Source organism: Adhaeribacter terreus (genome assembly GCF_042657365.1).
GTDB classification, from domain to species: domain Bacteria; phylum Bacteroidota; class Bacteroidia; order Cytophagales; family Hymenobacteraceae; genus Adhaeribacter_A; species Adhaeribacter_A terreus.
In genome coordinates, this window is sequence record NZ_JBHSKT010000003.1 from 116,806 (window position 1) to 136,519 (window position 19,714).

General features: G+C 44.5%; 18 protein-coding genes. 7 read left to right on the forward strand and 11 right to left on the reverse strand.

The window, feature by feature from the left end:
- Positions 1 to 123: 123 nt before the first annotated feature.
- Positions 124 to 2,085, reverse strand: coding sequence for an AAA domain-containing protein (locus ACFPIB_RS05845; RefSeq protein WP_378016495.1), 1,962 nt, complete (start codon positions 2,083 to 2,085; stop codon positions 124 to 126).
- 210 nt (positions 2,086 to 2,295) lie between these two features.
- On the opposite strand from ACFPIB_RS05845, the gene ACFPIB_RS05850 reads away from it, so the two are divergent.
- Positions 2,296 to 3,627: a hypothetical protein gene (locus ACFPIB_RS05850; RefSeq protein ID WP_378016496.1), complete on the forward strand. Its 1,332-nt coding sequence runs from the start codon at positions 2,296 to 2,298 to the stop codon at positions 3,625 to 3,627.
- A gap of 67 nt (positions 3,628 to 3,694) precedes the next feature.
- On the opposite strand, the gene ACFPIB_RS05855 is transcribed toward ACFPIB_RS05850, so the two are convergent.
- The 3 genes from ACFPIB_RS05855 to ACFPIB_RS05865 form a co-directional block, all read right to left on the reverse strand.
- Positions 3,695 to 4,057: a hypothetical protein gene (locus ACFPIB_RS05855; RefSeq protein ID WP_378016497.1), complete on the reverse strand. Its 363-nt coding sequence runs from the start codon at positions 4,055 to 4,057 to the stop codon at positions 3,695 to 3,697.
- On the reverse strand, positions 4,047 to 4,589 hold the full coding sequence (locus tag ACFPIB_RS05860) for a hypothetical protein (protein WP_378016498.1): 543 nt from the start codon (positions 4,587 to 4,589) through the stop codon (positions 4,047 to 4,049). Before ACFPIB_RS05860 ends, ACFPIB_RS05855 begins: the two co-directional genes overlap by 11 nt.
- A 79-nt stretch (positions 4,590 to 4,668) precedes the next feature.
- Entirely contained in the window at positions 4,669 to 6,984 is a 2,316-nt protein-coding gene (locus tag ACFPIB_RS05865; RefSeq protein ID WP_378016499.1) for an efflux RND transporter permease subunit, read from the reverse strand.
- 113 nt (positions 6,985 to 7,097) lie between these two features.
- On the opposite strand from ACFPIB_RS05865, the gene ACFPIB_RS05870 reads away from it, so the two are divergent.
- Both ACFPIB_RS05870 and ACFPIB_RS05875 read left to right on the forward strand, forming a co-directional pair.
- A complete protein-coding gene (locus ACFPIB_RS05870) occupies positions 7,098 to 7,304 on the forward strand; it encodes a hypothetical protein (protein WP_378016500.1) in 207 nt (68 codons plus the stop codon).
- Between the two features lie 178 nt (positions 7,305 to 7,482).
- Positions 7,483 to 8,277, forward strand: a complete 795-nt coding sequence (locus ACFPIB_RS05875) for a thymidylate synthase (RefSeq protein ID WP_378016501.1) — start codon at positions 7,483 to 7,485, stop codon at positions 8,275 to 8,277.
- A 53-nt stretch (positions 8,278 to 8,330) separates the two neighbouring features.
- Here ACFPIB_RS05875 and ACFPIB_RS05880 read toward each other — a convergent pair whose 3' ends face one another.
- The 5 genes from ACFPIB_RS05880 to ACFPIB_RS05900 are packed head-to-tail and all read right to left on the reverse strand — an operon-like array spanning position 8,331 to position 11,745.
- Positions 8,331 to 9,158 carry an aminotransferase class IV gene (locus ACFPIB_RS05880; protein WP_378016502.1) on the reverse strand — a complete coding sequence of 276 codons (828 nt, stop codon included), beginning with the start codon at positions 9,156 to 9,158 and terminating at the stop codon, positions 8,331 to 8,333.
- A gap of 1 nt (position 9,159) precedes the next feature.
- Positions 9,160 to 10,308: a DNA-processing protein DprA gene (gene dprA, locus ACFPIB_RS05885; protein ID WP_378016503.1), complete on the reverse strand. Its 1,149-nt coding sequence runs from the start codon at positions 10,306 to 10,308 to the stop codon at positions 9,160 to 9,162.
- Between the two features lie 27 nt (positions 10,309 to 10,335).
- On the reverse strand, positions 10,336 to 10,932 hold the full coding sequence (locus tag ACFPIB_RS05890) for a hypothetical protein (RefSeq protein ID WP_378016504.1): 597 nt from the start codon (positions 10,930 to 10,932) through the stop codon (positions 10,336 to 10,338).
- Positions 10,933 to 10,941: 9 nt separating this feature from the next.
- On the reverse strand, positions 10,942 to 11,277 hold the full coding sequence (locus tag ACFPIB_RS05895; RefSeq protein ID WP_378016505.1) for a MerR family transcriptional regulator: 336 nt from the start codon (positions 11,275 to 11,277) through the stop codon (positions 10,942 to 10,944).
- Between the two features lie 39 nt (positions 11,278 to 11,316).
- The gene (locus ACFPIB_RS05900; RefSeq protein ID WP_378016506.1) at positions 11,317 to 11,745 is read right to left on the reverse strand and encodes a hypothetical protein; all 429 of its coding nucleotides are present in this window, start codon (positions 11,743 to 11,745) and stop codon (positions 11,317 to 11,319) included.
- A 260-nt stretch (positions 11,746 to 12,005) separates the two neighbouring features.
- On the opposite strand from ACFPIB_RS05900, the gene alaS reads away from it, so the two are divergent.
- The 4 genes from alaS to ACFPIB_RS05920 all read left to right on the forward strand — a co-directional run bounded on the left by alaS (position 12,006) and on the right by ACFPIB_RS05920 (position 18,234).
- Positions 12,006 to 14,639, forward strand: a complete 2,634-nt coding sequence (gene alaS, locus ACFPIB_RS05905; RefSeq protein WP_378016507.1) for an alanine--tRNA ligase — start codon at positions 12,006 to 12,008, stop codon at positions 14,637 to 14,639.
- 45 nt (positions 14,640 to 14,684) lie between these two features.
- Entirely contained in the window at positions 14,685 to 15,278 is a 594-nt protein-coding gene (locus ACFPIB_RS05910; protein ID WP_378016508.1) for a hypothetical protein, read from the forward strand.
- 202 nt (positions 15,279 to 15,480) lie between these two features.
- Entirely contained in the window at positions 15,481 to 16,941 is a 1,461-nt protein-coding gene (gene gatB, locus ACFPIB_RS05915) for an Asp-tRNA(Asn)/Glu-tRNA(Gln) amidotransferase subunit GatB (RefSeq protein ID WP_378016509.1), read from the forward strand.
- A gap of 162 nt (positions 16,942 to 17,103) precedes the next feature.
- Positions 17,104 to 18,234, forward strand: coding sequence for a redoxin domain-containing protein (locus ACFPIB_RS05920; protein ID WP_378016510.1), 1,131 nt, complete (start codon positions 17,104 to 17,106; stop codon positions 18,232 to 18,234).
- Positions 18,235 to 18,585: 351 nt separating this feature from the next.
- On the opposite strand, the gene ACFPIB_RS05925 is transcribed toward ACFPIB_RS05920, so the two are convergent.
- Positions 18,586 to 19,083 carry a hypothetical protein gene (locus tag ACFPIB_RS05925; protein ID WP_378016511.1) on the reverse strand — a complete coding sequence of 166 codons (498 nt, stop codon included), beginning with the start codon at positions 19,081 to 19,083 and terminating at the stop codon, positions 18,586 to 18,588.
- 92 nt (positions 19,084 to 19,175) lie between these two features.
- Positions 19,176 to 19,697: an acyl-CoA thioesterase gene (locus ACFPIB_RS05930; protein ID WP_378016512.1), complete on the reverse strand. Its 522-nt coding sequence runs from the start codon at positions 19,695 to 19,697 to the stop codon at positions 19,176 to 19,178.
- Positions 19,698 to 19,714: the final 17 nt, after the last annotated feature.

The window sequence follows — 19,714 nt, forward strand, 5'->3', positions numbered from 1 at the left end:
GAATTTTCTCGATTTGGATTTGAAATATTTTTGTCATTCCGAGCGAAGCCGGGGAAACTTATAAAGCTAGCATCAGAAAATGGCCCCATAAGTTTCCTCGGCTTCGCTCGGAATGACGGAAAGCTATTCACTGATCAACTCCCAGGCACTCTTATATGCGCCGATATCTTCCGTATATTCCACGAATTCTTTGTAGAACGGATCGTAGGTAAGGGTAGCACTATCGCCAATGATCACGAGTTTTTTGCGGGCGCGGGTCATGCCTACGTTCATGCGGCGGATATCGGCCAGGAAACCAATTTCGCCGCGGTCGTTGCTGCGCACCATGCTGATGTAAATAATATCGCGTTCCTGCCCCTGAAAACTATCTACGGTTCCAATGGAAAGCAGCTTTTTGGTAACCAGTTCCTGCAACATCGGAATTTGCTCGATCTCATCTTTCAGGTAATTGATCTGGGCGCGGTACGGAGAAATGATGCCAATTTTTAACGGGTTTTCGATACCGTTTTCAGATTCATTTTGCGGGAATTGTTCGAGCAGGATTTGCAGATGTTTGATCAACAGATCGGCTTCTTCGGGATTGGCAACGCTGCTGGTTTCGGAAAAGGCCTGTTCGTTGTAACCGCAGCCGGCCGTATCTACATATTCCACCGCAAAACCTTCGGTAAAAGCCGGGTTAAAATGGTGCAGATCCGAAAAATGAACCGATTCGTGGGCTTTTAATTCACCCCCGTAGAATTGCTTATTCGAGAAATTCATGATCTGGTGATGCATCCGGTACTGCGTTTTCAGCATTACGGCTACATCCGGCTGACGCGCAATGCATTTCTCGAACAAAGTTTTGCTTAAACCCAAACGCTCCGCTTTTTCCGATTTTACGGTGGGCGGGAGCTGGAAATGATCGCCGGCTAAAACCACGCGGCTCGCGCGGGTAACCGGGATCCAGCAGCCCGGTTCCAAGGCCTGCGCAGCCTCATCTATAAAAACGGTATCGTAAGTTAGATGGCGAATCACGCGGTTGGCGGAGCCGACAAGAGTACAGGTAATTACCTGCACGCGGCTTAAAAGATCGTCGGTTATGTAGCGCTCAATTTCATCGGCTTCCTGAAGCATCATTTTGCTTTCTTCCTTAAGCAAACGGCGTTGTTCGCGTTCTTCCCAGCCAAATTTGCGCTTATGCTGAAAAGCCATGCTTTTGTATTCTTCGGCGTTGCGGCGGAGCAGTTTTAGATGCTTGTAATCGCGATGGTTCATGATCTGCGCGTCCAAAGTATGCTGCAGCAACATTTCCGAAACCCGGGATGGATGACCAATGCGGATAACGTTTACACCCTGCTCGGCAATTTTCTCGGTTAAAAGATCTACGGCTGTGTTGCTGGGCGCACAAACCAGAAGCCGCTTTTCGGTTTCTAACGTTCTTAAAACGGCTTGCACCAGGGTAGTAGTTTTTCCGGTGCCCGGCGGGCCGTGAATAATGGCTACATCTTTGGCGGCTTCAATATTTTTTACGGCTTCGTTCTGCGAATCATTTAATTGCGGAATGGGGCGGAAGGGAACGTTGGCTTTAAAAGATGCAGGCTGCGCACCATACAGCACATCGCGCAAATGCGCCAGTTTGCTACCTTCGGTTTCAATGGTTTTTTTCAGCGCAAATTCCATCTCCTTGTAGCTCATTTCATCGAAAGTCAGGTCGATGCCGAGTTTGCCTTCGTCGATCCATTCGGGCAGATCTTCTTTGTTGGTGGCCAGCGTAAGTTTGTTGCGCTTCAGCGTCATGATCACGCCATTGAGCTGGAAATTATTGTGGCCCTGGTCGTTGTGCGAATTGGTGAATATGGATGCAGCTTTGCCGGTCTGAAACAAATGTAGTTGGTCGCGGCCGCCATGGCGTTCAATTTCTACCACCACCTTGCCGCCGAAACCAATTTCGGTTTTGGTGATCGTGATTGGGTACCAGCACAAACCCATTTTCTTGCGTTCGGCGATTGGCGATTTGGCACTCTTTAGTTTATATTGTTCCAGGTCTTCCTGCTGCTCCATTTTGAGCAGGATTTGCACCTGGCTTAATTCTTCTTGTACAGTCATTTTTATGGGCAGACACAGGCGTAAAGGCACCCGTATCTGGGTTATTTGGTTTTTATTTTCTGAATGAATTCCGGCTCGGGTTTTTGAGATAAAAACGATACGGTTTTCAGGCATAAAAGTAAGGTTTATTTTACTGGCCTTACTGAAATTTCAGTGCTATCAACCTGAAAATATCTGCTTAACTGGCGGTTTTATGTTATTTTTGCCGGCGTGAAATCGACATTTATTATAATTGCTTTTGCTTTGGTAGCTTTTGCGGTGGTTTTGTACCGCGGCATAAAAGCAGATCATGTGTTAAGCTGGGACAAATCGGGTTATTACCTTTATCTGCCAGCCACAATTATTTACCAAGATCTTACAGATTACCAGTTTTACCGCGACAAAGGCAAAGAGCATAATTTAACGGGCGGCGAGGAAAATTACGGACTAAAGAAACATCATAACGGGAAGCTGTTGAACAAATATCCGGTAGGGGTTGCGGTAATGCAATTGCCTTTTTTCCTGATCGCTCACGGTTACGCTTCCGGCTCGCCCGATTACCTGGCCGACGGTTATGTATATCCTTATATTGTGGCCGTAGTCGTCAGCAATATAATATGGGTAGTTATCGGGCTGTTTTTTTTGCGCAGTTTTCTTCGCATATATTTTCCCGAAAATGCCGTTTTTCTAACGCTGCTAGCCATTGCGTTCGGAACGAATCTATATTACTACACGGCTTACGACCAGGGCATGAGCCACCCGTATTCCTTTGCGTTGTTTGCCGCGTTGCTTTGGCTAACCGAAAAATTTTACACCAATTTTAAAACCAGGCATTTGCTTTTTATAGGCCTCATGCTTGGCCTGATTACCATTATCCGGCCGGTAAATCTGCTGGTAATTTTAATTCCGCTTTTCTGGCAAGTGCATAATTTTGAAAATCTGAAAGCTCGGTTTTTATTTTTCTTAAACAACTACAGGAAAATGCTTTTAGCAGGCGTTTTGTTCTTCCTGGTCGTACTTATTCAGCTCAGTTACTGGAAATTTGTGACCGGAAACTGGATCTACTATTCGTACGAGAATGAGAAATTTCTTTTCAATGATCCGGAAATTATTAATGGCTTATTCAGTTACAAAAAAGGATGGTTCGTTTATACGCCGGTCGCATTTCTGAGCTTCATTGGCTTGATCTTTTTATGGAAACAATTCCCGAAATTTATACCGGCGTTATTGCTGTTTTTCAGCCTGATGTTCTATGTAGTATTCAGCTGGTCGATGTGGTTTTACGGCGGTAGTTTTGGTTGCCGGCCGTTAATCGAAACGTTGCCATTTGCGGCAATTCCGTTGGCTGCTATTTGCTGTTATGCTTTCCAGGTGCGAAATTATTTCATTAAAATTCCAATTATTACGCTTGTGGTTTTACTGGTTGGCCTGAATTTATTTCAGAGTTACCAATATACGCTCACCATTATTCATTGGGAAGCCATGACGAAGGAATATTACTGGAAGGTTTTTGGCAAACTGGAAATAAACCACGAAGAATTGAAACAGTACCTGAGAAATTAAGTGAAGTTCTTATAAAAAAGTAGACAGAAAAAACAATCTAAATTTCCCGGAACTGCTTTACAGCTCTTTAATTGAAAAACTTCTTTCGGCAACTTTCGCATTCATAAACCTGGGTGCCGGCGTAGTAAATTTTCTGCCAGAACGGTAGGGATTTGGCCATCAAAACTACTTCAGATCTACAACGCGGACATTTCTTTACAAGCCCGGCAATCGCAACTTCGCGCCTGAAACTTTCGGTGATTTCGGAAGCCTTTGCAAGATTTTCTTCTGATACGAAAAGCTGAAAAAACTGGCCTTCGCCGAAAGGAATGGAAGGCGGGCCGCAGCTTTTTACCAAAGCAGGAATTCCGGCTTCTTCCAGATCATTAAAAAGCAAAATGCCTTCTTCGTAGCTTAAATAAGTAGCAGCGCAAACGAGTTTACTTTCCATGTTTCCGGGCTAATTTTCCGCGCAGCCTAATGATGTAAAGTAATAAAAACAACGCTGTTAACGTAGCAAAAACCGTTATTATATCGTGTTCCGTTTTGGCCGCTTTTACTTCTTTTACCCGGTCTTCCAGCTCCGCAATTTTACGTAACCGTTGCTGGTCGCGGGTTTCGAGGTTGGCCACCTGGCGTTTCAGATCAAAGATATTATCGGAAATATTGCGGGTATCGGCTTTTCGTTCGGTTTGCATCTTTTCCGTTTTCACGGTCAGGTCGGCGTTGCGCTTTACGTAACTGGCCTGCACGTTATTGATAATTTCGGTATCTTTTTGAATGATCGCCTTCAGGTTATCGATGATCTTCATCAGATCTTTCTTCGATTTTTTGCCCCAGAAATTGCTGTTTTGCGCATTCAGGTAATTGTATTCTTTTATTAACTCCTGACGTTCGGTAGTCAGGCGTTTGTATTCGTCGTCCTGCGCTAAAGCGAACAAACAAACTAAAAAAAGGCAGCAAAGGCTGGTGATTTTCTTCATAAAACGGTAGGCTTTGGCGACTAAAAAGTCGGGGAAGATATTTATTTCCGGTTTAATTTAAAATTACGAACGCATACGGTTAATTAACCAGTTCGCGTTGCAATTCCGGAGTTTTTTCCTTCAAAACCATACCGTTTTTCTTCTGTTTTGTTGGTTTGTAGAAATACAGCAACAAAACCGGCAACAAGAATATTTCGGCGGCAATTCCAAAGATCAGCGTTAAGCCAATGAGCAAACCAGTATAAAACGTACCATCGAAACTTGAAAAAAGCAGGGTGAAAAAACCACAAACCAGAATACTGGAATTGATGATAATAGCTTTACCGGCGTGTTTAAACGTGTAGCGAATGGCTTTGAAAAGCGAAGGTTCTTTTAACGTTACGAGCTTGAATTTGCTTACAAAATGAATGGTGTCGTCTATAGCAATTCCGAAAGCGATGGTAAAAATAATGGATGTGGAAACTTTCATATTTATGCTGAAAAGCCCCATTACTGCCCCGATCATTAATATCGGAACCAGGTTCGGAATAATGGTGATTATGGCCATCCGGAAACTGCGGAACAACCCCAGAGCGATCATAACCACGATCAGAATATCCGTTCCCATACCCAGCATCATGTTAGTAGTCAGGTCTTCGCCGTTCTTATCCATCAGCAGCGCCGTTCCGGTTAGCCTGGTTTCAAGAATTTTGGCGTCTGTATTTTTAGCGATGAAAGCCTTCAGTTCGTTATTCATCACTTTCGCTTTTGCGCTGCCAACGTCGGGCATTTTTCCGGTAAGTCTTCCGCTTTTTCCGTCTTCCGAAATGAGTTGTTTCAGATCATTTTTTTTGGCAAACAGTTTCAGTTTAGCAGTTAGTTTTTTAAGTTCTTTTTCGGTTTCCGGAAGTCTGAAATATTCGTTGCCTCCCCCGTTATAGCTGCGGTTCAATGCCTTGACAATTGTAACCGGCGAAGCCATGAAATTCAGGCCGTAAATTTGGCTTAAGTACGTTTCAATTTCTTCTGTTTCGCGAAGCGTTTCCAGATCGTACAACGTTTTTCCGGGTGCGGCTTTCAGGTGCATTTCAAACGGACGAACGCCGGCAAATTTTTCCTCGAAATAATAAAAATCCTGCTTTACCGGGTCATCGTCAGAAAGGTCTTCCAGGAATGTAGAATCGATGCGAATTTTGGAAATACTGGCAACTGAAATCACGATAAACCCGGCGCTGATCGCCAGAATTGCCAGCCGGTTTTTCACCACTTGGCGGAATAAACTTCCCAGAATATCGAACCAGCTTTTTCCGTCTTTCGATGGCCGGTTCATTTTCGGTTTATCGAGCAAAATCATCATGGCCGGCAGCAAGGTGTAAGCCAACACAAACGTGAGTAAAACCGAAGTTCCGGTGTACAAACCAAAGTTGCTGATCGGGCCAATGGGTGACGTTATGAGCGAGAAAAATCCGACGGAAGTTGTAATGGAAGTCAGAAGTGAAGCAAAACCAGATTCCTTCAGCGTGATCTTTATAGCTTCCATTTTCGGCGTGCCAAAGTCAATTTCCGTAACGTAACGCGTTAAAATGTGCATCACATCGCTCATGCCCACCACGAACATCATGGTTGGTAAAAGAACCGTCATCAGGTCAATGGAAGCGCCGAAATAATACATCATGGCCAAGCCCCAGATAATGGCAAAAAGCACCACAATGAGCGGCAATACTACTCCCCACCACGTCCGGAATGTTAGCCAGAGTACCACAATTAAAAGCAAAATTCCCAGCGACATAAACACCGCCAGTTCAGTTTGCATCCGGTCTACGAAAATTGATTCGGCTACCGATTTTCCGGCTACGTGCGTTTCGGTCAGGTTCAGCCTTTTCAGTTCCGCGTGCACGTTTTGCATAAGCGTATCAGCAGGCAGTTTTAGCAAATTCGGCGAAGTTTTTAAAGCAATAGAAACCGATTTACCGTCCTTGGAGAAAAAGCTGTTCACCAAACCCGGCGTCTGAAAAATTATTGCGGAATCGGAGGGGAGTTTTTCCGGTTCATAAGGGTGCAAATACGGAATTTCGAAAGCGCCGAAACTTTCTACTACCGGATTTTTCAAAGTGGTTGGTGAAACTACTTCCACAATGTTCCGCTGTTGTTTCAGGAATTGGGAAAGGGTATCGATTCGGGCTAAAAAAGTCGGGTCGAAAACGGTTTCCGGAGCATCGATGCCAAGCAGAATATAATCGTTATCGTTGCCGAACTGGCTTCGGTAGTCATTGTAATAAGCCAGATCCGGATCACCTTCGGGAAAGAAATGGTCGAAATCGTAATCGAATTGCAGCCGGGAAGCGTGGTAAGCATTAAAACCTGTTATAGCCAAGACAATGGTGATAACCAGGTAACAGTATTTTTTATAAGACATTTTGCTTGAAATCCGGCTAAAAAACTATCTTTGAAACCGGAAACTTTCGTTATATTTACAAAGTTAACAACCCAAGCTCAAAACTATTTGTTTCATTTAATAATCATCATCTCATGAAAAAATTAACGCTTGCCATCGCACTTTTCGCTTTCGTTGGAACAGCTTCTGTAAACGCAACCGTAATTAAGCACGAAGGCGAAAAAACGGAGAAAGCTGAGAAATCAGAGAAGAAAGAAAAGAAAGCTAAAAAAGCGAAAGCCTGCACTCCAGGAACAGAAGGCACCAAATCTTGCTGCAAGAAAAAAGAAGCGAAAGCTTAATTCCGTCAGCTTAAGCAGACGGCAATGAAAGTTGCATCAAAAAAGTAGCGTAGGCTTTAAACCCTACGCTACTTTTTTTGCTAAAAATCCTACCGTTTTTCTTAGCATACTGCTAACGATTTGCTTTTGCCGAAATAATTCCGAAATTTCACATCCCCAAATTTTTCAAAACTCAAAAATGAAGCAGTACCTGGATCTTGTTAAGCACATTCTGGACAATGGCACCAAAAAAGAAGATCGTACCGGCACCGGCACCATCAGCGTTTTCGGGTACCAGATGCGGTTCAATTTGCAGGAAGGTTTTCCGCTGGTTACTACCAAGAAAGTGCATTTAAAAAGCATTATCCACGAATTGCTCTGGTTTTTGAAAGGAGAAACAAATATTGCCTACCTGAAAGAAAATGGCGTTTCGATCTGGGATGAGTGGGCCGATGAAAACGGCGAACTGGGTCCGGTTTACGGTTCCCAGTGGCGCAGCTGGCCAACGTCCGACGGCGGCCATATCGACCAGATCCAGCAGGTAGTGAATCAGCTAAAAATGAACCCGGATTCCCGCAGAATAATTGTAAGCGCCTGGAACGTAGCCGAGATCAATCAGATGAAGCTGCCGCCCTGCCACGCCTTTTTCCAGTTCTACGTAGCCGAGGGCAAACTTTCCTGCCAGCTCTATCAGCGCAGCGCCGATACCTTTTTAGGAGTGCCGTTCAACATTGCATCTTATGCGTTGCTCACACTAATGATGGCCCAGGTCTGCGACCTCGAACCCGGCGAATTCATCTGGACTGGCGGTGACACGCATTTATACAGTAACCACATCGAACATGCCGAATTACAACTAACCCGCGAACCGAAACCGCTGCCGCAGATGAAACTTAACCCCGAAGTGAAAGACATTTTCGGTTTTAAGTACGAAGATTTTAAACTGGAAAACTACGAAAGCTGGCCGGCTATTAAAGCGCCGGTAGCGGTATAGGTAATTAGGAATTAATAGCAGCCATTTAGTTTTAAATGACTGCTTTTTTCATTTTACAGAAATTGATTTTCTTTCAGTTTTTGGTTTAGCCAATTGGGTAGCTCTTTTGAAAATGTCGTTTCGCCAATCTGCTGCATAACTTTTATGCCAGCCGCATTACTGGTGAAAACCGTTTCGGCTTGCAGCAATTCCTCTGGTAAATAAAATCCTTCCTGAAATGCTATGCTTTCGGCCTGAAAAAGTCGGAGCAGATTTTCGCGCATGATTCCAGCCACGCAGCCAGTTTTAGTTTTTGGAGTGAAAAGCCTACCGTTTTTGATCCAGAAAATATTGGAAGCCAGGCATTCTGAAATAAACCCTTCGGAACTTAGCAGAATTATCTCTTCCAGGTTCCGCTGCTTTTTTTCGATTCCGGCTAAAACGTATTGCAGGGAATTCGGGCCTTTGAAGAAGCTGTAAACAGAATGATTTGTTCGGACTGATTCTGAAAAATCAGCGGTTTGGATTATGGTTGGAGTTGCCTTTTGCGGTTCGGTGGTGATTAGAACTTCGGCTTTGTTTTGTTCAGGCGTATAAAGTCCTTTGCCACCGCGCCAGATTTTTAATTTAAGCCGAATGGTTCCGGAAAGCTGATTTTCACCAATGAGTTTTTCGATCCAAAACGCTACCGTTTTTGGTTTTGAAAGTGCTTGCGGAAGTTCGAGATGCAAGGTTTTTGCGGCGCGATGGATCCGATCTAAATGGCTTTCCAGGAACCGAAATCTGCCATTTACAAAAAGCATTGTTTCAAAAGCTCCATCGTTGTATTGAAAAGCCCGGTTCGTTATTGGGAGTTGGAATTCCTCTTCCGGTATTAATTTGAAATTAAAGCAGACAACCATTCTACAAAAGTCTGAATTTTTTCCCCGGCAAACTTTTTACTACCCCGTTAAATTCCATATTCAGCAGGAGAGAAGCGATCTGATTTATCGGGATCTGCGCTTTCCAGCTGATATTATCGATCAGTTCATCGTTGGTTTGCTGCAGCACTTCAATGATAGCCCATTCTTCTTTGCTGAAATCATTTGGATCGTAAACGGTTGGCCGGTGCGGTTTGGCAACAGGACTTCCATCGAACAAACCCAGCTGCGGCGGTTGCAAGGCATTGTCCCAGTTCAGCAGCGCTTCCAGGTCTTCGATGCAGGTATACGGCACCGCTTGCTGCGTTTTGATCAGATAATTCGTACCGCCGGAAACTTCCGACGTAATATTCCCCGGCACTGCCATGACTTCCCGGTTGTAGCCAAAAGCAATTTCGGCGGTAATTAACGACCCACTTTTAAGCGCGCCTTCTACAATAATGGTACAGTCAGCTAAGCCGGCAATGATGCGGTTTCTGGCCGGAAAAAATTGCGGGTGCAACTCAATGCCAAAGATCTTTTCCGAGAGCAGACCGCCTTGTTCCAGCATTTGTTCGGCAGTTTTTTTGTGGGCTGCCGGGTATATCATATCCAGGCCGCTGGCAATTGTACCTATAGTTTGTAAGCCGTATTTCAACGCCGAGCGATGCGCCACAATATCGATGCCGTAAGCCAATCCGGAAATGATGAGCGGGTCGTGCTTTTGCAGGTCGTGGATAATTTTTTCGGTAACCGCTTCGCCGTACCGGGTAAGTTTCCGGGTGCCTACAATGCTGATGGTTTTGGGGTGATTTAAACTCGCGTTGCCTTTGTAGAAAAGCAGGGTAGGCGCATCGGCAATTTGCTTCAGGCGTTTGGGGTAATCGGGGTGGGTGTAGAACAGGATCTGCGCTTCGTATTTTTCGGCCTGCTGCAAAACTTCTTCTGCTTTTCGCAAGGCTTCATCTCGCTTTTTAAAAGCTTTTATCGCGCCCGGACCAATGCCCGGAATGGTTTCCAGTTTCGAACTCGGGCAATCAAAAAAGGCTTTCGGCGAACCGCAATAACTTACCAGCTGCCGGGTCAGCATGCCGCCAATGCCGGGAATCAGGCCAATGGCTACTTCGTAAAGCTGTTCGTTCTTGTCTGGCACTTTTCAGGTGGTTTTTGATAGTGTTTTTTAACTAATCCAACGTTGCCGTGTATCGGCAATTATCCATTTATTGTTTCTTTTAATTAAAAAATATTCTAAACCAGCTCCGCAAAGTCTTCTGCAAATAATATCAAGTTGGATATATGCTTTCTTCTTATCCTTTGAGAATAAAGGCTTTGTAAATCGGTAATAATTTATTTTTCCAGTCTTTTCAAATTTGTCTTGTTGAGCATCTTCAGTCATAAAATTATTTTTTATTAAAACTGAATCAATTTTGAAATCTAAATGAATAAGTGATTGAACCTTAATAAAAAAAGTATCACTTGGAGTAATGAAAAATTTACCGTCGATTTTCCTTGATAATAAATCATCAATATAGATTGTGCCAGGCATTGGAGGAGGTGGCGGAATTTCAGAATCGCCTCTCTCCGCTATTTTTGGGTTTTTAAGTTCCCATTGAATTGGAGTTGATTCATCTAAACTATCCTGAATAAGTACAGCCTGAATAATTTTATTTATTTCATTATCAGAAGGTACAACAAAATCCTGTTCATTATTCCTTTTCTGACAAGCGAAAAATGTTAAACCAATAGTAAGAAGTAAAATAAGTTTCTTGTAAATCATCAGGTTTGATTACAACTGCTTCTTCATCTCCACCAAAAACGCCCGAACCTTCTCCAGACTCTGGATCATTTCCACCTTATTCTTCGTCTGCACATTTTTATTTTTCAGCAATTCGCGGGCGCCCTGGATGGTATAGCCGCGGTCTTTGAGCAAATGGTGGATGGTGCGCAGGGTTTCGATATCGGAAGGGGTGAAAAGCCGGTTGCCTTTTTTGTTTTTCTTCGGCTTCAGCTCTTCAAATTCCGTTTCCCAGAACCGGATAAGCGAGGCCGCCACGCCAAACATCGATGCCACTTCGCCAATGGTGTAATACTGCTTTTCTATATCTTTTTCTTTGTATGGCACTTTGTCGTTGTTCGTTGCTCGTTATTCGTTGTTCGATTTTTAATCAGGATAAATTTCGAAATTCTGAAGCATAAATTCATAAACTCCTAATTGCTCAGGATTTAATTCTTCGCTGCTATTAATTGAAACTACAACGATAGCGGATTTAACTGAAAAGATTTTCCAAATCCAATAGTTGTCATCCTTTTTGAATTTAGCTACTATTTTTAAACCTTCTTCAAAATTTTCAATTTCAGGTTCTGAAATTGGGTCATAAGCTGATGTAATATCCGCAAAGAATTCTTTTAAAACTTTTTCGTCTGCTTCACCCTCAACTTCATAGCCACTTAAAGTCATTGAACTGTCGGTTTCATTTGAAGAAATAGTAACTATACTGTCTTCATCTTCAAACAATTCGTATGATTTGGGATAAAAGATTGAATATCTATCAGTTTGTGGAATAAACTGGATTAATTCTAATTGAGCCATCTAATAAATTATCATAAAGTAGGTTTCCGACAAAAATCCTGTCTATCCGGTAAATCCAGAAAATCGTGTTCAGACAAATTCCCAAGCCGGTAAATTTAATCAAATCCCCCAAAAACCTACCAGATTCTTCCGAAATATACTACTTTTGTATTTAGCCTGAAATCCGGGAAACCGCAGTTTTCAGGCCTGAAACCATAGCATTTTACTGGCTCTTGTCCGTGAAATCGAACAACGAGCAACGAATAACGAACAACGAAAAAATGACCTCGAACGAAATACGGAAACAGTTCCTCGATTTTTTTGCTTCCAAAGGCCACCACATTGTGCCTTCCGCGCCCATCGTGGTGAAAGACGACCCGACCCTGATGTTCATCAACTCGGGGATGGCGCCGTTTAAAGATTACTTTTTGGGCAACAAACCCGCGCCGTACAAACGCATCGCCGATACGCAGAAATGTCTCCGGGTTTCCGGCAAGCACAACGATCTGGAGGAAGTTGGTTACGACACCTACCACCACACCATGTTCGAAATGCTGGGCAACTGGTCGTTTGGCGATTATTTCAAGAAAGACGCGCTGCACTGGGCCTGGGAACTGCTTACCGACGTTTACAAACTGCCGAAAGATAAGCTGTATGTAAGTGTTTTCGGGGGCGATGAGAGCGAAAATTTAGGCCGCGATATGGAAGCCTTCGAGATCTGGAAAGAAATTCTGGGTGGCGAAGAACGCATTCTGTTCGGTTCTAAAAAAGACAATTTCTGGGAAATGGGCGACACCGGTCCCTGCGGTCCGTGCTCTGAAATTCACATCGATCTGCGCAACGAAGACGAAATTGCCAAAACGCCGGGCAAAGACCTTGTGAACAACGACCATCCGCAGGTGGTGGAGATCTGGAACAACGTTTTTATGGAATTCAACCGCCTGGCCGACGGCTCGCTGGTGAAACTTCCGGCGCAGCACGTAGATACCGGAATGGGTTTCGAGCGTTTGTGTATGGCCATCGAAGGCAAGCAATCGAACTACGATACCTCGGTTTTCCAGCCGCTCATCCAGCACATTTCCAGAGAAGCCGGCTTAACCTACGGCCAGAACGAAAAAACCGACATTGCCACCCGCGTAATTGCCGACCACATCCGCACGCTGGCCTTCGCCATTGCCGACGGACAGTTGCCTTCCAACAACAAAGCCGGTTACGTAATTCGCCGCATTTTGCGTCGCGCGGTGCGGTATGCGTTCACGTTCCTGAACTTCAAAAAACCGTTTTTCTACAGCCTGGTGCCAACCCTGGCCGACCAAATGGCCAACGTTTTCCCGGAACTAAAGCAGCAGCAAAGTTTCGTAATGCGCGTAATTGAGGAAGAAGAAATTGCCTTCCTGCGCACGCTGGAAAATGGCCTGAAACGCCTCGACCACCTGGAAGAAAAATTCAGGGAAAACGGTAGCGTTATCGACGGAAAAACTGCTTTCGAGCTTTACGACACCTTCGGTTTCCCGCTCGATCTAACCGCTTTAATTGCGAAAGAAAAAGGCCTGACCATCGACGAAATCGGCTTTGCAGCTGAAATGGAACAGCAGAAAAACCGTTCGCGCAACGCATCGGCTTCGGAGCAATCAGATTGGGTGGTGGTGAATGAAGAAAGCGAAAGCGAATTCATTGGCTACGACCACGAAATTTCGGAAAGCAAGATTTTACGTTACCGCAAAGTTTCGACCAAGAACAAAACCGAATACCACATTGTGCTCGAAAAAACGCCATTCTACGCCGAAAGCGGCGGTCAGGTAGGCGACACCGGTTTCCTGGAAAGTGGTTTGAGCAAAGTGAAAGTGATCGATACGCGCAAAGAAAACGACCTGATCATTCACGTAACCACCGAATTGCCGGAAGACGTGAACGCGCCGCTTTACCTGAAAATAGATGCGAACCGCCGGAAAGTGATCAAAAAAAATCACTCGGCCACGCACCTGCTGCACGCCGCGTTGCGCCAGCATTTAGGTGATCACGTAAACCAGAAAGGCTCCCTGGTAAACGACAAACTCCTGCGCTTCGACTTTTCGCATTTCACCAAAGTTACCGACGACCAGATCCTGGAAATCGAACGGATGGTGAACTCTAAGATCCGCGAAAATATTCAGCTGAACGAACAACGCAACGTACCAATCGCCGAAGCGAAACAGCACGGCGCAATGGCTTTGTTCGGCGAAAAATACGGCGAATTTGTGCGCGTAATTACCTTCGATAAAGACTACAGCGTGGAGCTTTGCGGCGGCACGCACGTAGCCAGCACCGGCGAGATCGGTTTCTTCAAGATCGTGTCGGAAAGTTCGGTTGCAGCCGGTGTGCGCCGGATTGAAGCCGTTACCGCCAATGCCGCCGAAGAATTTGTGCACAATCAACTGGCGCAGCTCGAAGAAGTGAAACAGCTTTTAGGTTCACCGCAAACGCTAAGCAAAACGGTAGAAAAAGTGCTGGAAGAAAACTCCGCCCTGAAAAAGCAACTGGAGCAATTCGAGCTGAAGCAGGTTTCGGTGCTGAAAAACGTACTGGCCGGCGAAGTGCAGAACATCAACGGCATCAACTTCATTGCCCGCAACGTGGAATTAGGTTCCGCCGATTACGTGAAGAAACTTGCCTTCGACCTGCGCCAGACCGTAGACAACCTGTTCCTGGTTTTAGCCGCCGAAATAGACGGCAAACCGCAGCTCACCGTAATGCTTTCCGATAACCTGGTTTCCGAAAAAGGCCTGAACGCGACGCAGATCGTAAAAGAACTGGCCAAAGAGATCCAGGGCGGCGGCGGCGGTCAGCCGTTCTACGCAACCGCCGGCGGGAAGAATACCGCTGGTCTGGCAAATGTTCCAGCAAAGGCTGAGGCGTTTGTGAAGGGGATTGCTTAGGGCATTTAATTTGTTTTAGCCTAATGGTGGGAGTGAGTATAAATTATGAAAAAACTTTTCTGGTTAATCTTAATTACCCTTATTAGCTGCCAAAAACCCTATATTGACTTAGATAAAAAGTATGATGACATTGAGTATTTAATATCTCGAATTAAGCCAGAAATTAAAGTTGATAAATGGGAATTCTTTTTTAATGATCTTGGAGAGCCGAAATCAATTTTTGACAGTAATGAAGCAATAGAATTTAGTATTCCTATAAAATCTGAAATTGAAAGTAAATATATAAGTGGATTTTTCTCTGGATGTATGCCAGCATATTGTTCTTATTTTATAGCAGCAACTAAAGGAGATTCTATTGAAATAATTGATTCTGAAGCTAAATTGCAAAACTTCATTGGTAAAGTAGACAATATTGAAGAAGCAATAATAATTGCTAAAATCAATGGTTTTGATTTGTCGCTGGAAAATAGAATTGGCAAGTATAAAATCACAGAAAATGGATTTTACTTTAAAGGGAATAAGTTTATTAAGTGTCCACAAAAGATTTTAAAGTATAATATTGAAGTTAGCAAGAATGGAGAACTTAGATCTTGGTATCAAGAAACTATTGAAATTTCCAAGGACTGTATAATTGAATAATAAAAGCAACCGAAAAAACCAAGAGCAAATTAAAACGAGCCTTACCGCTTTTGTTGGTTTTTTACCAATAACCTTTTGGTAGAAGATGTAAATTAAGTTGTTGGTGAAAACACCAACGGCAAAAACGGTAGCAAATTGAAATAAAAAACTGATTAATGACCCAACTAATCATTAATCACTAATCATTAATCATTACCAAAAAATGGAAAGCGCAATTCGCGATAAATATCAGGCAGTAATTGGTTTGGAGGTGCACGCGCAGCTGTTAACCGAGAGCAAAGCCTATTCTTCCGATTCTACGGAATACGGCACAATGCCCAACACCAACCTGAGCGTAATTACCTTAGGGCACCCGGGCACCTTGCCGCGCATCAATAAAAAAGTGGTAGAAATGGCCGTAAAAATGGGTTTGGCAACGAACTGCCAGATCACGGAAAATAATGTGTACGCCCGCAAAAACTATTTCTACCCCGATCTTCCGAAAGGCTACCAGATCACCCAGGATAAAACCCCGATCTGCACCAAAGGCTTTATTGAAATTAAGGGCAACTCAGGCGAAGAAAAACGCATCGGCATCACCCGCATTCACATGGAAGAAGACGCCGGAAAATCGATGCACTTGGCCGGCGAAACCGAAACGTTGGTAGATTTTAACCGCGCCGGCGTACCGCTTATCGAGATCGTTTCCGAACCGGATATCCGCGATTCCGAAGAAGCCTACGCCTACCTGACCCAGATCAAAAAACTGGTGCAATACCTCGATATCTGCGACGGCAATATGGAAGAAGGTTCGCTACGTTGCGACGCCAACATTTCGGTAATGCTCAAAGGCGCTTCGAATTTCGGTACCAAAGTGGAGGTGAAGAATATGAACTCCTTCCGGAACGTTCAGCGCGCCATCGAGCACGAGATCGAACGCCAGATCCAAATTCTTGAAAACGGCGGCGAGATCGATTCGCAAACCCGTAACTTCGATGCGAATACCGGCAGCACCACGGCCATGCGTTCCAAAGAAACACTGAACGATTACCGTTATTTCCCGGAGCCGGACCTGCCGCCGCTGAAAGTTTCGGAAACCTGGATCGCGCAGATTAAAGAAGCAATGCCGCACCTGCCGCATTACCTGTACAACAAGTTCACCAAAGATTTCGGTCTGCCGGAATACGATGCCCAGGTGTTAACCGACAGCAAAGAAATTGCCTTGTTCTTCGAGCAGATCTGCAACTACACCAGCAACTACAAAGCTGCTTCCAACTGGATGATGGGCCCTATCAAATCGTACCTGAACGAGCTTACCCTCCACATCGACGATTTCCCGCTGACGCCTAACCAGATCGCCGACCTGATTGCGCTGGTAGACAACGGCAAAGTGAACTACAACGTGGCCAGCAAGCAAATTTTCCCGCACCTGTTAGAATATCCGGGCAAGCACCCAATGGAAGCCGCCGAAGACCTGAACCTGTTGCAAAGCACCGATACCAATGCGCTGCAGGAAATCATTTCTGCCGTAGTAGCAAGTAACCCGACGAAAGTAGCCGAATACAAAGCCGGTAAGCAAAGTCTTCTGGGCATGTTCATGGGCGACGTAATGAAGAAAACCCAGGGCAAAGCCGATCCGAAGATTGCAAATGAACTCCTGCGCAAAACGTTGGAAAACGCTTAGAAAACGGTAGGGAAAAGGACCGCAAAAGTGGTCCTCCCCCTAACCCCCTCCAAAGGGGGACTTACGCAATATGCGTAATTAAAAGAAAACACGTTATCAGATAAAGTCCTCCTTTGGAGGGGGCAAGGGGGAGGATTAGTATTCCCGATTAAAAATAAACTTATGAAAAAAACATTTTTAATAGCCGCTGGTGCGCTTGTTATGTTAAGCGCCTGCAATAAAAAAGGAACTACCGCCGATTCTTCCGAAAACGGCTATAAAATTACCGGCAAGTTCAAAAACGCTACCGAAGGAAGTAAAGTGTATCTCGATGAACTCGGCGAACAACAATTTGTAGCCCGCGATACCGCCGAAATTGGCAAAGACGGCAGCTTCGAAATGACCGGAACTGTGCCGGAAACTGGTATTTACAAACTGGCTTTAGACCCGCAAAACGCTATTCTTTTTGTGCTGGAAAACCAGAAGAAGATCGAATTTGAAGCGGATGCCAAGAATGTTTCAGAAACATACACGGTTAAAGGTTCTAAAGATTCGGAATTACTGAAAGAGCTGAATGGCTTAATGGTAGCGCCGCAAAAGCAAATGGAAGGTTTAAAGCAGCGTTACATTACGGCAACCAATGCTGGTCAGCAGGATTCAGTAAAGGCAATTGAAGCTACGGCCAACAGAATTCAGGTAGCCAGCGAAAATAACTTCAAAAACTTTATCCGCCGCAATCCGAATTCCATCATGTCGGTTTACAGCACATTAACGCTCATCAACCCGGAAGAGCAATATGCCTTTGCCGACAGCATGCTGACGATCTACAAGAAGACGCAGCCGAATTCCAAATACACCAAAGCTTTAAATGAACGCCTTACCAAACTCGGCTCCGTTACGGTTGGAAGCATGGCGCCGGATATTACTCTGGCAACGCCAGAAGGGGGCACCAAATCATTATCATCGCTGAAAGGCAAATACGTGCTCATCGATTTCTGGGCTTCGTGGTGTGGACCGTGCCGTCGCGAAAATCCGAACGTGGTGAAAATGTATAACAAATACAAAGACAAAGGCTTCGAGATCTTCGGAGTTTCCTTTGATCAAAGCAAAGAGAAATGGGTAAAAGCTATTGCCGACGATAAACTAACGTGGCCTCACGTATCAGACCTGAAAGGATGGGAGAGTGCCGCCGGTAAACTTTACAACATTACCGCCATTCCGCACACCGTTCTGATTGACAAAGAAGGCAAGATCATTGCCAAAAACCTGCGCGGTGCAGCCTTGGAAGCAAAACTTGCAGAAGTATTAAAATAGAAAAACGGTATCGCTTTAGTCTGAAAAAGTAAAAGGATTGATCTTATTCAAACCTGTGAGGTTTTTAAAACCTCACAGGTTTTTTTATTTAAAACGGTATTGTTTTGGCCTGTAAAAGTAAAAGCCTTCCCAGCAATGGAAAGGCTTTTTTATTGTCATCCTGAGCACAATTGCGCGCGTAGCGCTGAAAGACCTCGTTGGCGTTTAGTAGCTAGTTAATTATTTACCTTAAAACCCTAGGGAGCAGTTAAAAAAGTGATGCCATATTATTTAATTCCTGCTTCCAGCCGACAAGGTTCTTCGCTCACGCTCAGAATGACAAAACTTTTATAGCTATTCAGATCATCTAAATTACAAGAACATTCCCTGCAACCCATTCCAGAGTAACCGTTTTTTATTCTGATCCGCTTCCAGCTGAGTTAAGCTTTCTGAAAGTAACACAGGAGTAGGCCCAACGTGAAAATGTTTGTATGCTGCCGGAATTTTTTCCAGATCCAGTAAGTCAGTACCAAAACTTACTACGCTTTTAATAGGCAATTGTCTTCCTAATACGGCCAGGTTTACATTTGCGCCACAGGCTATATTTACAAAAGCCACGTCGTGCATTTCAAACTTAATCGCTTTCAGAATTTTGGTCAGGAATTCATTTTGCAGAATCTGGCTGAATGTTGTTGCATCTTCCGAAACCAATATCGTCAGGCCTTTAAAAACTTTCTCGTTCCAGGTAATTTCCGGACCGGAAACTGTCAGTTCTTCATCGGGCGTTGGCACGTTGGCGTTCGCATCGCGGGTTATGAAAAGCGTTTCGGAGAAGAAATTTTTATAAAACAAAGCGTTGAATTCGGCCATACTTTTGGAGGTAAAAACGGTAGCGTTTTCGGGTAAAAAACTGCTTAAATAAGAAACCGGTAATGGCAGAAAATAATTCTGCCAGGCAGTAATTAATCTTCCAGTTGGAATAAGGCTTTTAATTCAGCAGCGTCGTGCGGCTTCATTCGGCCCGATAATATTAAACGTAATTGGCGGCGGCGCAATGCTCCATCAAAAAGCTCAATTTCTTCCGGGGTTCCTGGCACAGCTTCCGGTACATCGATCGGGCTGCCCATCTGGTCTACGGCCACAAAAGTAAAGAAGGCTTCATTGGTTTTTATCTTGCTACCGGCCGGAATATCTTCCGCGTAAACATTTATGTGCACTTCCATGCTGGAATTAAAGGCGCGGGTAACCTGGGCTTCCAGTGTAATTACGTTGCCTAATTTCGGGCTTTGCTTGAACGAAACATTATCTACGGAAGCCGTTACTACTATGCGGTTAGAATGTTTTTGCGCGGCGATCGCCGATACAATATCCATCCAGTGCATCATGCGGCCACCCATTAAATTGTGCAAAGTATTGGTATCGTTGGGTAATACCAGTTCCGTCATGATGGTGTACGATTCGCTAACTTTTTTCTGTTTCCGCATGGGAGTTTTGTATAGGC